Below are 14,412 nucleotides of genomic sequence, written 5' to 3' on the forward strand. Positions count from 1 at the left end.
GGGAACGGAGTCAGCGACGGCCGCCGCCGTCGTGGCCGCCGTGATCGCCGTATCCGTGGCCGCCGTACCCCCACGACCCGCCGTCGCCCTGTCCCCAGGTGCCGTACCCGCCGTCCACCGGCGGGCAGTCGTACGGGGAGCAGGAGGGCGCGGGGTTCGCGGCGGCGTCGTCACCCGCGAGTGACGACGGCCCGGCCGAGGGCTCGGGCGACGCCTCGGACGCGTCGCCCGGCGAACCCGGCCGCGGGGAGCCGGAGGGCCGCCGGGTCGCAGGGCCGCCCGATCCGTCGGCGTCCCAGTCCACCGACGCCATCTGGAGCGAGGGCGACGAGGTGTCCAGCGTCCAGTGCTGGACGGCCTGGTCCTTGCGGAGCTTGAGGACCAGCGCTCCCCCGCCGTCGGTGGCGGCGGGCGTGAGCGCCAGGTCCTGGCTGCCGCGGGGCACCAACTCCCCCTGGAGGGTGAAGTCGTAGCGCACGTTCTTGCCGGCCGGGCTCGACTCGGGTGCGCAGAAAGCCAGTTGGACCGAGTAGCCGAGGTGGGAGTCCAGGCACAGGCCCGGGTCGGCGACGTCGCGCAGCACTCCGTCCGGCTCGTACGACCACTCCTGAACGCCGGCCGAGGAACAGGACGTGAGCGCCGTCTCGGCCCCCTTCACGAGTTTCCCGCCCACGATGCCGACACAGAGCCCGGTCTTGACGTTGCGCAGCCGGCCGCGGACGGTGCCGTTCGGCGCCTCGCCTATCCAGGACGGCTTCGCACCGGGTGCCTTGGCGGGGCCCGAACTCGGCCTGCCCGACGGACCGGCGGCCTCGGTGGTGCCGTCCGATCCCTGCGCCGCCGCCCACAGGGCCAGCGGGACCAGGATCAGGCCGCTCGCGGTCAGCGCGGCCAGCGCGATGTTGCGGCGGCCGGGCGAGCGCCGGGGCGCCTTGTGCGTCGCCTGCCGGGAGCCGCCGGAGGACTGGGCGCGCCCGCCCACCCGCGGCGGGCGGGTGGGCGGGAGGGGAACACCCTCGGGCAGCGGCGGCGCCGCCTGGACGCCTGTTCCGTAGAGGTCTCCGGGACCCTCGCCCATCACTTCCACGATCGCGCTGCCGCGTCCGGGACGGGAGGCGAGATACGCGTCCGCACCCCAGCCGAGTACCGACTCGGCCAGGGGCAGGGCGAGTTCGCCGTTGAAGTGGTCCAACTGCTCGGCTGTGTAATGGCAGTGCCGACAGCGGCCCATGTGGCGGCGCAGATCGGGATCGAGGGCGTCCCCGCCCCGGCGGAGCGACACGTCCAGCATGCGGTGGTACTGACGGCACTCGTCCTCGGGAGCCAGTTCGCGGTGGATCTCCAGGCAGCCCTCGCGCAGGCGTTCCCGGGCCCGTGGCACCTCGATGGCGGCGGCGTCCTCACGGATCCCCAGCAGACCGGCCGGAACGGCCAGTTGCTCGGCCTCGATCTCCACGTGCCAGAGCAGACAGCGGGCGGGCTCCGGAAGCCGCTGGAACGCGCGCGCCAGCAGCCGTCGGTTCTCCGGCGGAAGGAGCCGTGCCGCGACCCCCTCCTCACCGTCCGGACCGGCCAGGAGTTCCGGGTGGAGCGATTCCCGCCGCTGGTCGCCGAGCCATTCGGCGGTCATACGGCGCACGGTGACCAGCAACTGCGGGCGCCAGGCCGCCGTCGGTCCGGTCTGCCGCAGTGATTCGCCGAACAGCCGGGTGAATGCCGCGGTGGTGAGCATTCCGGCCGGGCGCACCCCGTTGGTGCACAGCCGGGCGTAGCCGAAGACCGCTTCCCAGTGGCGGTCGAGGAGTTCCCCGACGGGGTATTGCGCGGGCGTGTTCCCCGAGCCCTTCTTCAGTTCGGCCGCCAGCCGTTCATCCGATATGCCGAACAGGCGAGCAGGCTCCGCGGACTGAGACAGGGCGGGGTCGTTCACGTCCGCTTTCCTCCCGAAGGCAACGCATGAATTGGTCCGCACCAATGAGCGGACGACACGTCCGGCGGGACGAAGGGGCCACTCATGAGGGACCGCACCGCCGCGAACACCCACCTCGGCGGCTCTCGCGAAGGGGGCGGGCGACGACACTGTGCACGCGCAGAAGGAAGTCAATATTGTCTGCACGCCAACAAGGCACACCTTTGCACAGCGGACCTCACGGAAACAAGTGATGCCCCCGTTCTCCCCATTCCGCCACGGGCGACCGCGATTGACGAAACGTCAATAGAAGCGCCGGCAAATGAAAACGGAAATCCCCCGGCGTTCCGCCGGACCTCCGGGAGCCGCGCCCGCCACGGCAGGACCCCCGGACGGCAGGCGCGTCCACCCGGCCGTCGACGACATGGCAGGTCGAGGCGCCCTCTCGAATTGGGAGCGCTCCCAATATCCGGTGCCGCCCGTTGCGCGGGCGGCACCGGATTTTCCGGCCGGGGGTTCCCCGCTCATCTGCGCATTGTTTTCGTCCGACGGCGGATTGCGCACGGCGGACGGAACGAGAGCGGGGATCTTGGCGATCAGTGACCGCTGACCGCGCGGGGCGTGTACGACCGCTCCAGTTCCTCGGCCTCCTTCTCGGTGAGTTCCACGTCGAGGGCGGCCACCGCGTCGTCGACGTGCCCCGCCCGGGTGGCGCCGATGACCGGTGCGGTGACGGTGCTGCGGCGCAGCAGCCAGGCGAGGGCGATCCGGGCGCGGGGGACGTCACGTTCGGCGGCGATCCTGCCGACCGCGTCGACGATGTCCCGGTCGCCCTCCTGGTAGAGCTTCCTGCCGAACTCGTCGGTCCTGCTGCGTTCGGTGGTGACGTCCCAGGCGCGGGTGAGACGGCCCCGTGCGAGCGGACTCCAGGGCAGGACGCCGACACCCTGGTCCGCGCAGAGCGGCAGCATCTCGCGCTCCTCCTCGCGGTAGAGCAGGTTGTAGTGGTTCTGCATGGACACGAACCGGGTCCAGCCGTGCAGCAGAGCCGTGTACTGCGCCTTGGAGAATTCCCAGGCGTACATCGAACTGGCCCCGATGTAGCGGGCCTTGCCCGCCTTCACAACATCGTGCAGGGCTTCCATCGTCTCCTCGACGGGCGTGGCGGAGTCGAACCGGTGGATCTGGTAGAGGTCCACGTAGTCGGTGCCCAGCCTGCGCAGGCTGTTGTCGATCTCCGTCATGACGGCCTTGCGGGACAGCCCGCGTCCGTTGGGGCCGTCGTGCATCGCGCCGTTGACCTTGGTGGCGATGACGATCTCGTCGCGGCGGGCGAACTCCGCGAGCGCGCGCCCGACGATCTCCTCGCTGGTGCCGTCGGAGTAGACGTTCGCCGTGTCGAAGAAGGTGATGCCCGCTTCCAGCGCCCGGCGGATCAACGGGCGGGAGGCCTCGTCGTCGAGGGTCCACTCGTGGGTCCCGCGGCCCGGCACACCGAAGCTCATGCAGCCGAGGCAGATCCGGGACACGTCCAGGCCCGTCGAACCGAGCTTCACGTACTGCATGCGCACTCCTGCGTCTCATGGGGGTGGGGCCGGTCCCGCCGACCAGTCGTTCCCGCGGCGAAGGCTCCGGGAATGCCATTTCCCGATCGCGGTCGGCTTAGTCGCACGGCCACCGCCGATCGTCCGCACGGACGCGGCGGCTCGCGTCCCGCGCGGCCACCCGGTGCCCGCGCGCCCCGGTCCACGGCACCCCCCGCCGGGACGCGCCCGAACGGGTGACGCCTCATCGCAACGCACGGACCACGCACGGACCACCGGACGAGCCGCCGGTGGGGCCGCCGCGGCGACCGGGTTCCGCGGGACCGGCCCCGACCGGACCGGACCCCCCGGACCGGACCACCGGGCGGCGACGGGCGGACCCCGGCTCCCCGGTGGCTCCACCGCGGCTCGAAGGCGGCTCCGCGCGGCTCAACCACCGGTCCGCCTAGGCGAGGCGGCAGGCCGACCTCGGCCCGGTGGTGGACCCACCGCCGCTGGGCGTACCGGCCGAACCGGGCCGGAGCGGCGACCGTGCCGCGGAACGCCGCCCCGCGGAACGCGGCCCGCGGCCGGTCGGTGCGCGGTCGATCCGGTGCACGGACCACCCGCAAGACACCACGGGAACCACCCACGAGCGACCCGGCACCGCTCGGCGGACGGGCCGCCGCGGGCCGGACGGAACCCGCCGCGGACCACCGTACGGACCCACCGCGGACGTCGTACGGACCACCGACACGCCCCGCACGGACCACCACGGCCCACTGTCCGCCGGCGGTCGGCGGTCGGCGCAGAACCGGCGGGCACCGCTCCGGCCGCCGGCGGTCGGTGTACGGACACCGGCGGTCGACACACGGACCGCCGGTGGACCGCGCGTACGGACCGCCGGCCGGTGCCCTCGGCGGTCCGTACGCCCGGGGTCAGATCGCGGCCGCCGCCGCCCGTCCCGCCTGTCGGCCGGAGAACAGGCAGCCGCCGAGGAACGTACCCTCCAGCGAGCGGTATCCGTGCACTCCCCCGCCGCCGAATCCCGCCACCTCCCCGGCCGCGTACAGGCCGGGGACCGGGGTGCCGGTGGTGTCCAGGACGCGTCCGGAGAGGTCGGTCTGCAGACCGCCCAGGGTCTTGCGGGTGAGGATGTTCAGCCGTACGGCGATCAGCGGTCCGGCGCCGGGGTCCAGGATCTTGTGGATCGGAGCGGTGCGGCTGAGCGAGTCCCCGGTGTAGGCCAGCGCGTTGCGGATCCCCATCACCTGGACGTCCTTGGTGTACGGGTTGTCGATCTCCCGGTCCCGCGCGTCGATCTGCCGCTTGAGGTCGGCGAGATCGATCAGTCCGTCGCCGGTCAGCCTGTTCATGCCGGTGACCAGTTCGGACAGCGTCGGGGCGACGACGAAGTCGGCCCCGTTCTTCTTGAACCGCTCGATGGGCTCGGGGGTCTGCCAGATGCGCGAGAGCAGCATCCAGATGTCCTTGTTGGTGAGGTCCGGGTTCTGCTCCGAGCCAGAGAGCGCGAACTCCTTCGCGATGATCTTCTGAGTCGTCACGAACCACGAGTAGTCGTAGCCCGTGTCGGTGATCGACTTCAGTGTGTGGAGGGTGTCGTAGCCGGGGAGGTCGGGGGCGGAGAAGCGTCTGCCGGTGGCGTCGAACCACATCGAGGACGGTCCCGGCAGGATGCGGATGCCGTGGTCGGCCCAGATCGGGTCGTAGTTCCTGAGGCCCTCGGTGTAGTGCCACATCCGGTCGGGGTTGACGATGCGCCCGCCCGCCGCCTCGGTGATCCCGAGCATCCGGCCGTCCACATGGGCGGGCACACCGGTGACCATGAACTTGGGCGGGGTGCCGAGCCGGGCCGGCCAGTTCCGCCGTACGAGGTCGTGATTGGCGCCGATACCGCCCGAGGTGACGATCACGACCGGCGCGCGGAGTTCGAAGTCCCCGACGACGGTGCGCGAACTGGCCTTTCCGCGCGCGGCGTTGCTCGGTTCGAGGACAGCGCCCCTGACCCCGGTCACGACGCCGCCGGTGCGCACGATCTCGTCGACGCGGTGCCGGAAGCGGAAGGTCACCTTGCCGTCCGCGACCGCGGCCCGTACCCGCTTCTCGAACGGCTCGACCACGGCGGGACCCGTACCCCAGGTGACGTGGAAGCGCGGCACCGAGTTCCCGTGGCCGTCCGCGAGTCCGCCGCCGCGCTCGGCCCAGCCCACGATCGGGAACCACCGCACACCCAGCCCGTAGAGCCAGGACCGCTTCTCCCCCGCGGCGAAGTCCACGTACGCCTCGGCCCACTTGCGGCCCCAGTGGTCCTGTCCGGTCGGGTCGCCGACGCCGCGGTCGAAGCCGGCCGCCCCCAGCCAGTCCTGCCAGGCCAGTTCCCTGGAGTCCTTGATGCCCATCAGACGCTGCTCGTCCGAGTCGATGAGGAAGAGGCCGCCGAAGGACCAGAAGGCCTGGCCGCCCAGGTTGGTCTCGGGTTCCTGGTCCAGGAGCAGCACCTTGCGGCCGGCGGCGGCCAGTTCGGCCGTCGCGACGAGACCGGCCAGCCCGCCGCCGACGACGATCGCGTCCGCGTCCGACGACCCGGCCGCGAAGGCGGGCGCCGCGTGGGCCGCGAGGGCGGCGCCGGCCAGGACACCGCCCGCCGCCGTCAGGGCCCGGCGTCTGCTGATCACGGTGGGGGACACTGAATTCTCCATGGGCTGCCTTCCGTAGGAGGTACGTGAGGTGCGGGAGACGCCGCCGGTGTTGCCGCGACATCCGTGTTGTTACCGTCGGTAGCACCCTGGGAAACACCGCGGCGGCCCCGGTGTTGGAACGAGGGGCGCGGTGGTGCGCCGACCTCACGTGCCGTGCGGGGACGGGCCTTGCCTTGCCCGCCCCGCGGCGCGGGCGGACCATGGAAACGGCGGTGGAGAGTGAGCACGGTGACGACGGAGAAGAGCGGGACCGGGACCGGCGCGGAGGCTGTCGCCTCCGGGACACCGCCGCACGGCCGGGAGCGGGCGGGTTCCCCGCGGCAGGAGGGGCCGGCCGGGGCGGGCGTGCGCTTCTCCGTCCTCGACCGCTCCCGCACCCGCGAGGGCCATGACGACGCCGAGGCGCTGCGCGACAGCGTGGGCCTGGCGCAGGAGCTGGAGCGGCTCGGCTACCACCGGTTCTGGGTCTCGGAACACCACGGGGTGCCCGGTGTCGCCGGGTCCGCCCCCACGGTGCTGGCCGCCGCGGTCGCCGCCGCCACCCGGACGATCCGGGTCGGCACCGGTGGAGTGATGCTGCCGAACCACCGACCACTGGTCGTGGCGGAGCAGTTCGGCGTCCTGGAGGCGCTCTTTCCCGGCCGGATCGACATGGGCCTCGGCCGCTCCGTCGGGTTCACGACCGGGGTGCGCAGGGCGCTGGGCCGGGACAAGGACGCGGCGGATACCGCCGACTTCGCGGCCCAGCTCGACGAACTGCTGGGCTGGTTCCGCGGCACGTCCCCGACCGGGGTGCACGCGCGTCCCACCGAGGGGCTGACGGTGCCGCCCTTCGTGCTCGCGCTGGGCGAGGGCGCGGACATCGCCGCGCGTGCGGGCCTCCCGCTCGTCATCGGTGACCTCGCCGACCGGGAGAGGATGCGGCGGGGGATCGACCGCTACCGCGCGGCGTTCCGCCCGTCCGAGTGGGCGCGCGAGCCGTACGTCGTCGTCTCCGGCACGGTCGCGGTCGCCGCGACGCCGAGGGAGGCGCGCCGGCTGCTGATCCCGGAGGCCTGGTCGATGGCGTACGCGCGCACCCACGGCACCTTCCCGCCGCTGCCGCCCGCCGAGCGCGTCGAGGGCCGGGTGATGACCGGCAAGGAGCGGGAGCTCTACGAGTCCGGACTCACCGGCCGGCTCGCGGGAACCGAGGAGCGGGTCGCCGAGGAACTCACGGCGGTGCTCCGGGAGACGGGTGCGCAGGAGGTGCTCGTCACGACGAGCACCTACGACCGCGAGGCCCTGCTGGACTCCTTCCGCGGGCTCGCCCGGGTCGCGGGACTCACCGCACCCGAGAACCCTGGTACGGGAATGACATGATTCACCCCTTCCTCGTCCGCCCCTCACCTCGCAGACCGCCTCTGGAGTCCCGTCGATGTCCGATCCGCAGACCCCCCACGACCCCTACGTCCGGGTGCGGAACGCCCGTGAGCACAACCTGCGCGGCGTGGACGTCGACATCCCGCGGGACGTCCTGGCCGTCTTCAGCGGCGTCTCGGGCTCGGGCAAGTCCTCGCTGGCGTTCGGGACGATCTACGCGGAGGCCCAGCGGCGCTACTTCGAGTCGGTCGCACCGTACGCGCGGCGACTGATCCACCAGGTCGGGGCGCCGAAGGTCGGGGACATCACCGGGCTGCCGCCCGCCGTCTCGCTCCAGCAGCGCCGTTCGGCGCCGACCTCGCGCTCGTCCGTCGGCACGGTCACCCACCTCTCCAACTCCCTGCGGATGCTGTTCTCCCGCGCCGGCGACTACCCGGCCGGCGCCGAACGCCTCGACTCGGACGCCTTCTCGCCGAACACGGCGGCCGGAGCCTGCCCGGAGTGCCACGGCCTCGGCCGGGTCCACACCACGAGCGAGGAGTTGCTGGTCCCCGATCCCGCGCTCTCCGTCCGCGAGGGCGCGATCGCCGCCTGGCCGGGCGCCTGGCAGGGCAAGAACCTGCGAGACGTGCTCGACGCGCTGGGCCACGACGTGGACCGTCCCTGGCGCGAACTGCCCGCCGGGGAACGGGAGTGGATCCTGTTCACGGACGAGCAGCCGGTCGTCACCGTGCATCCGGTGCGGGACGCGAAGCGGATCCAACGCCCCTATCAGGGCACCTACATGAGTGCCCGGCGCTATGTCATGAAGACCTTCTCGGACTCGAAGAGCGCGCCGCTGCGGGCTCGCGCCGAGCGGTTCCTCACCAGCGCCCCGTGCCCCGTGTGCGGTGGCGGCAGGCTGCGTCCCGAGGCGCTGGCGGTGACCTTCGCCGGGCGGACGATCGCCGAGCTGGCCGCGCTGCCGCTGACCGAGCTGGCGGGGACGCTGCGCCCCGAGGGGGAGACCGCCCGGGTGCTCACGGACGACCTGAGGGCGCGCATCGCCCCCGTCGTCGAACTCGGCCTCGGGTATCTCAGCCTCGACCGCGCCACTCCGACCCTCTCCGCGGGGGAACTGCAACGGCTGCGGCTGGCCACCCAGTTGCGGTCCGGTCTGTTCGGAGTGGTCTACGTCCTCGACGAGCCGTCCGCCGGTCTGCACCCGGCCGACACGGAGGCCCTGCTCACCGTCCTGGACCGGCTCAAGTCGGCGGGCAACTCGGTGTTCGTGGTGGAGCACCACCTCGACGTCGTGCGCGCCGCGGACTGGCTCGTCGATGTCGGTCCGCGGGCGGGCGAGCACGGCGGCCGGGTGCTGCACAGCGGTCCGGTGGCGGAGCTGGCGGGGGTCGAGGAGTCGGCCACGGCCCGCTTCCTCTTCGGCCCGCCACCCGTCCGGGCACGGGAAGTCCGTTCCCCGCGAGGCTGGTTGAAGGTGGGCCCGGTGCACCGGCACAACCTGCGAGGGGTGACCGCGGAGATCCCGCTCGGCGTGTTCACCGCCGTGACGGGCGTATCCGGATCCGGCAAGTCGACGCTCATCGGCGAGGTGACGGAGGAACTGGAGGGCGTCGGCAGGCTCGTCTCGGTCGATCAACGGCCCATCGGCCGCACCCCACGCTCCAATCTCGCCACGTACACGGGGCTCTTCGACGTGGTGCGCAAGGTGTTCGCCGGGACCGGGGCGGCCCGCGAGCGGAAGTACGGCGTCGGGCGCTTCTCCTTCAACGTCCCCGGTGGCCGTTGCGAGACCTGCCAGGGCGAGGGGTTCGTGAGCGTGGAACTGCTCTTCCTGCCGAGCACGTACGCGCCGTGCCCGGACTGCGGCGGGGCCCGCTACAACCCCGAGACGCTCGAAGTGACCCACCGCGGGCGGAACATCGCGCAGGTGCTGGACATGACCGTGGAGACCGCGGCGGAGTTCTTCGACGGCACCCCGGCCGCGGTCCGCAGCCTCGGCACGCTTCTCGACGTGGGCCTCGGCTATCTGCGGCTCGGCCAGCCCGCGACCGAGCTGTCCGGCGGTGAGGCCCAGCGCATCAAGCTCGCCGGCGAACTGCAGCGGCTTCGCCGGGGGCACACGCTCTACCTCCTCGACGAGCCGACGGCCGGGCTCCATCCGGCCGATGTCGAGGTGCTGACGCGCCAGTTGCACGGACTGGTCGGCGCGGGTCACACGGTCGTGGTCGTCGAGCACACCATGGCGGTGGTCGCGGCCGCCGACTGGGTGATCGACCTCGGTCCGGGCGGCGGAGAGGCCGGCGGCCGGATCGTGGCCGCGGGGCCGCCCGCCGAGGTCGCGAGAGCGACGGGAAGCGCGACGGCCCCCTATCTCGCCCGGGCTCTCGCCACGGCGGCGGGCCGGGACGCACACCGGCGGGGCCGCCCCGGCCGGGACGGATAGGGGTTCACGGGTCCGTCCGTCGCTCGCCTGGCCACTCATCGCCCAGGGCGGCCCGGTGCTCCGCCCGGACCGTTTTCATCGGAGGAATTACGGGCGTTTCACGGGCACCGGCCCTACTTTGCGCCCGGAAGAGGCCCGGATAGGTAGGAGCAATGACGAGCACACCCGTTGACGCGCCGAAGAGGTGGCTCATATTTTATGAATTAATCTTGCGCGCCTCCCGCTGAAGGGACCCTGTGCCGTGCCCTTTTCCTCTCGTCGTGACTTCCTCCGCTTCACCGGGGCCGCCGGTGGCGGTCTCGCCGTCTTCGGCGGCCTGCCGCCGTTCGCCGCGCACGCCGCCCCCGCGCGTCCGGACCACGCGCCCCTCGTTCCGCAGGCCGAGGCGACCACCCTCTGGTACCGGACGCCCGCCGATGAGTCACGCGTCATCCAGGAGGCCCTGCCCCTGGGCAACGGCCGGCTGGGCGCCCTGGTCGGCTGCGACCCGGCGGACGACTTCCTGTACCTCACCGACGGCTCGTTCTGGACCGGTGGGCGCAACGACACTCCCACCGATGACGGCCAACTACCCTATGGAGCGGACGACTTCGGCAGCTTCGGTCTGCTGGCCAAGCTCCGCGTCACGCTGCCCGACCACACGCCCGACACCATCAGCGACTACCGACGCAGCCTCGACCTGAGCAACGGCGTCGTCTCCGCGGCCTACCGGCACAAGGGAGCCACTTTCCGCCGGGAGGTCTACGCCAGCCATCCGGACGACGTCGTGGTCATCAGACTCACCGGAGGCGGGCGCCACACCGGCACCGTCTCCCTGGAGGGCACCCACGGCGAGTCCACCTCGTACGCCGACCACCGGCTCTCGTTCGCCGGCACCCTCAAGAACGGCCTGCGGTACGCGGCCTCGGTGCGCGCGGTGAGTGACACGGGCACCGTCCGCGCGGACGGCGACAAGCTGTCCTTCTCGGGGTGCCGGGAACTGCTGATCGTCGTGTGCGCGGGCACCGACTACTCGGCCGACGCGGGCAAGGACTTCCGCGAGCCGGGCACCGACCCGCTCGCCGTCGCCCGTGCCAAGGTCTCCGCGGCGGCCGCGGTCCCCGGCGCCGCTCTGCTCGCCACGCACGTGACCGACTACCGGCGCCTCTACGACCGCTTCTCCCTCGACCTGGGCACCTCCTCCACGGTGCAAAGGTCGCTGGACTCCTGGTCACGCATCGCCGTCCGGCACACCGACGCCTCCACCCCCGACCCGGAACTGGAGGCGGCCTACGTGCAGTACGGCCGTTACCTGACCATCACGGGTTCCAGGGACTGGCTGCCCATGAACCTCCAGGGTCTGTGGATCCACAACAACAACCCGGACTGGTACGCCGATTACCACACGGACATCAACGTCCAGATGAACTACTGGCTGGCCGACCCGGCCGGACTCGGCGAGAACGCGGAGGCCCTGGCCCGGTACTGCCTGTCCCAACTGCCCGTCTGGACGGACGTCACCCGCCGGCTCTTCAACAGCCCCGACAACCGGTTCCGCAACACCACCGGGAAGATCGCGGGCTGGGCCGTCGCCTTCTCGACCAACATCCACGGCGGCAGCGGCTGGGCCTGGCACCCCTCGGGCAACGCCTGGCTCTGCAACTCCCTGTGGCGCCACTACGAGTACACCCAGGACCGCGGCTACCTGCAGACCATCTACCCCGTCCTCAAGGGAGCCGCGGAGTTCTGGCAGGCGCGGCTCCTCACGACCACGGTCACCGACCCGGACGGATCCTCGCGCGAGGTCCTCGTCGACGACACCTCCTGGTCGCCGGAGCACGGACCGGACGGCAAGGGCAACACGTACGCGCAGGAACTGGCCTGGGAGCTCTTCGGCGAGTTCACGACCGCGGCCCGCGTCCTGGACCGCGACGAGAAGCTGGCCTCGGAGCTCGACGGAATGCGGGACCGGCTCTATCTCCCCCGGGTCAGCCCGAAGAGCGGCTGGCTCGAGGAGTGGATGAGCCCGGACAACCTCGGGGAGACCACCCATCGCCATCTGTCGCCCCTCATCGGGTTCTATCCCGGCGACCGGATCGCCGCCGACACCAGCCCTCCCGAACTCGTCGACGGCGTACGCAAGCTGCTCACCGCGCGTGGCATGGACAGCTTCGGCTGGGCCTGCGCCTGGCGGTCGCTGTGCTGGTCACGGCTGAAGGACGCCGAGAAGGCCTACCAGCTGTATCTCACCGTCCTGCGGCCGTCGATGAACAACGGCAACGGCACCTCGGCCAACTGGTTCGACATGTACAGCCAGGGCAGTTACACCATCTTCCAGATCGACGCGAACCTCGGCGGCCCGACCGCCGCCCTGGAGATGATCCTCTATTCACGGCCGGGGGTCGTCGAACTGCTGCCCGCGTTGCCGCGGGCCTGGGCGAAGAAGGGTTCCGTCACCGGAATCGGCGCCCGGGGCGGCTTCGAGGTGGACTTCTCCTGGCGCGACGGCAAGGCGACCACGGCCACCGTCCGCAGCGTCGGCGGCACCCGCACGGAGCTGCGGGCCGGCCGGTTCCGTCGGCAGATCGCCCTGGAACCCGGGAAGTCCGTGACCGTGCGGATCCCCTGACCCGCCGCCCGCCCGGCCCGCGGCCGGGCACCGCGCGAAGCTCCCGCCCCTTCCGGCCGTTTGGGACGGCGGCGGCCCCGGACGGCTCAGCCGGCGGGGGGCGACCGCCTCGCGGGGGACGGGCGCTTCGCTCAGGGGCCCGTCCCCGGGGTTCCTCGCCGGACCGCACGCCCCCTGGTGCCTGCCGGGGCGCTCACCCTGGTCCATGACGGTGCGTCAGACATGGAGCGGCGTCGGGGCGAGGGCCGCTCCGGGGCGCGGGTCCCCCTGTGCCGCCCTGGCCAGTTCCCGACGGTCGGCGTGGCTGCCCGGGGCGAGCGCGGGACGTACCTCGACCTCCGCGACCAGCCCGCGCGCCGAGACCACCCGCCACAGCGACGCGAGCAGGGAGTCGTCGCCGACGAAGGCGGGCGCGGTGCTCGCCGCTCCCCGGGCGAACCGGTAGTGCAGGCGCACCGGCTGGACCGGCACCCGCGCGTCCAGCGCGGCCTGGAAGACGGCCCGCCGGAAGGGCCCCTGCGCCCTGCCGCACCAGGTGCTGCCCTCAGGGAAGGCGACGACGGCGGCACCGTCGCGCAGCAGACCGGCGATCCGCGCGACCGTGTCCGGCAGGGCCCGGAGCCGGTCGCGTTCGATGAACAGGACTCCGCCGCGCGCCGCAAGCGGCCCCGCGACCGGCCACTGCCGGATCTCGGACTTGGCGAGCATCCTCGCCGGCCGGACCGCGGCGAGCAGCGGGATGTCCAGCCACGAGATGTGGTTGGCGACCATCAGCAGACCGCCGCCGGGTGCCGCGGCACCGGTGATCCGGACCCGGACGCCCGCCGCCCTGGCGACGCAGCGCGCCCAGACCCGCACCGCCCGGGACGGGATCCGTCCGCCGACCGGGCAGAGCGCGACACCGACGACGAGCAGGGCGAGGACCGCGGTGAGCCGCAGCACGGCCCGGGGTACGGCCGTGACCGACCCCGTGCCTTCCACGCAGATCCCCGGGGTGCAGGGCGCGCCGGGCAGCCAGACGCTCCCCACCCCGGCGCCGGTGAGCGCCATCAGGCCGGGACGAGCGAGAGGAAGTGCCGCAGATAGCGCGGGTCGACCCGGCGCATCGACAGCAGCACGTACAGGTCGGCGACCCCGAAGTCCGGGTCGTGCGCGGGCTCGGCGCAGACCCACGCGCCGAGCCGGAGGTAGCCGCGCAGCAGCGGGGGCAGCTCGGTGCGGGAGGGGCGGGCGACGCCCTCCGCGGACCAGGGCAGCCGCGGCCGTACCCGGTACTCGTCGGGCGCGAGGTACTTGGCCCGGACCCGGTCCCAGGTGCCCGCGGCGAGCGTGCCGCCGTCGGCGAGGGGGATCGAGCAGCAGCCCGCGAGCCACTCGTGGCCGCCGTCGACCATGTAGCGGGCGATGCCGGCCCAGATGAGGCCGATGACCGCGCCGTCGCGGTGGTCGGGGTGCACACAGGAACGGCCGACCTCGACGAGCCCGGGGCGGATCGCGTCGAGCGGGCCGAGGTCGAACTCGCTCTCCGAGTAGAGCCGGCCGGCGACCGCCGCGCGGTCCGGCGGCAGCAGCCGGTAGGTGCCGACCACCTGGTCCGTCTGCGTGTCGCGGACCAGCAGGTGGTCGCAGTACGCGTCGAAGGAGTCGATGTCGAGGCCCGGCTGCGGAGTGGTGAGCAGGGCGCCCATCTCTCCCGCGAAGACGTCGTGGCGCAGCCGCTGGGCGGCGCGGACGTCCTCCTCCGAGCGGGCGAGGGAGACGGTGTAGCGGGTGGGGGCCAGCGGCTGCGGGGGGCTGTCGAGGGTGGAAACGCCGGTCATGGCACTCTCCTGGTCACGGGCCGG

The 14,412-nt window shown here is 72.7% G+C and carries 8 protein-coding genes; 3 read left to right on the top strand and 5 right to left on the bottom strand.

Features of this window, described 5'->3' with window-relative positions; translation table 11 throughout:
* Positions 1-10 precede the first annotated feature (10 nt).
* The 3 genes from OG776_RS09375 to OG776_RS09385 form a co-directional block, all read right to left on the bottom strand.
* Positions 11-1,930, bottom strand: a complete 1,920-nt coding sequence (locus OG776_RS09375) for a ricin-type beta-trefoil lectin domain protein (RefSeq protein WP_329320066.1) — start codon at positions 1,928-1,930, stop codon at positions 11-13.
* Positions 1,931-2,505: 575 nt separating this feature from the next.
* On the bottom strand, positions 2,506-3,474 hold the full coding sequence (locus tag OG776_RS09380; RefSeq protein WP_148009669.1) for an aldo/keto reductase: 969 nt from the start codon (positions 3,472-3,474) through the stop codon (positions 2,506-2,508).
* Positions 3,475-4,370: 896 nt separating this feature from the next.
* Positions 4,371-6,152 (bottom strand): FAD-binding dehydrogenase, encoded by a 1,782-nt coding sequence (locus OG776_RS09385; RefSeq protein ID WP_148009668.1) that lies wholly within the window; start codon positions 6,150-6,152, stop codon positions 4,371-4,373.
* 345 nt (positions 6,153-6,497) lie between these two features.
* Between OG776_RS09385 and OG776_RS09390 the strand changes: the two genes are divergently transcribed.
* The 3 genes from OG776_RS09390 (at position 6,498) to OG776_RS09400 (ending at position 12,568) form a co-directional block, all read left to right on the top strand.
* A complete protein-coding gene (locus OG776_RS09390; RefSeq protein ID WP_148009700.1) occupies positions 6,498-7,514 on the top strand; it encodes an MsnO8 family LLM class oxidoreductase in 1,017 nt (338 codons plus the stop codon).
* Between the two features lie 55 nt (positions 7,515-7,569).
* Positions 7,570-9,960 (top strand): ATP-binding cassette domain-containing protein, encoded by a 2,391-nt coding sequence (locus OG776_RS09395; protein ID WP_148009667.1) that lies wholly within the window; start codon positions 7,570-7,572, stop codon positions 9,958-9,960.
* Between the two features lie 241 nt (positions 9,961-10,201).
* Complete coding sequence (locus OG776_RS09400) at positions 10,202-12,568, top strand: glycosyl hydrolase family 95 catalytic domain-containing protein (protein ID WP_148009666.1); 2,367 nt, start codon at positions 10,202-10,204, stop codon at positions 12,566-12,568.
* Between the two features lie 216 nt (positions 12,569-12,784).
* Here the strand turns inward: OG776_RS09400 and OG776_RS09405 are convergent, their stop codons facing one another.
* Positions 12,785-13,618, bottom strand: coding sequence for a lysophospholipid acyltransferase family protein (locus OG776_RS09405; protein ID WP_148009665.1), 834 nt, complete (start codon positions 13,616-13,618; stop codon positions 12,785-12,787).
* On the bottom strand, positions 13,618-14,388 hold the full coding sequence (locus OG776_RS09410) for a GNAT family N-acetyltransferase (protein WP_148009664.1): 771 nt from the start codon (positions 14,386-14,388) through the stop codon (positions 13,618-13,620). The genes OG776_RS09405 and OG776_RS09410 overlap by 1 nt, the downstream gene beginning before the upstream one ends.
* Between the last annotated feature and the right edge of the window lie 24 nt (positions 14,389-14,412).

The sequence above is a fragment of the Streptomyces sp. NBC_01689 genome (assembly GCF_036250675.1).
GTDB lineage: Bacteria > Actinomycetota > Actinomycetes > Streptomycetales > Streptomycetaceae > Streptomyces.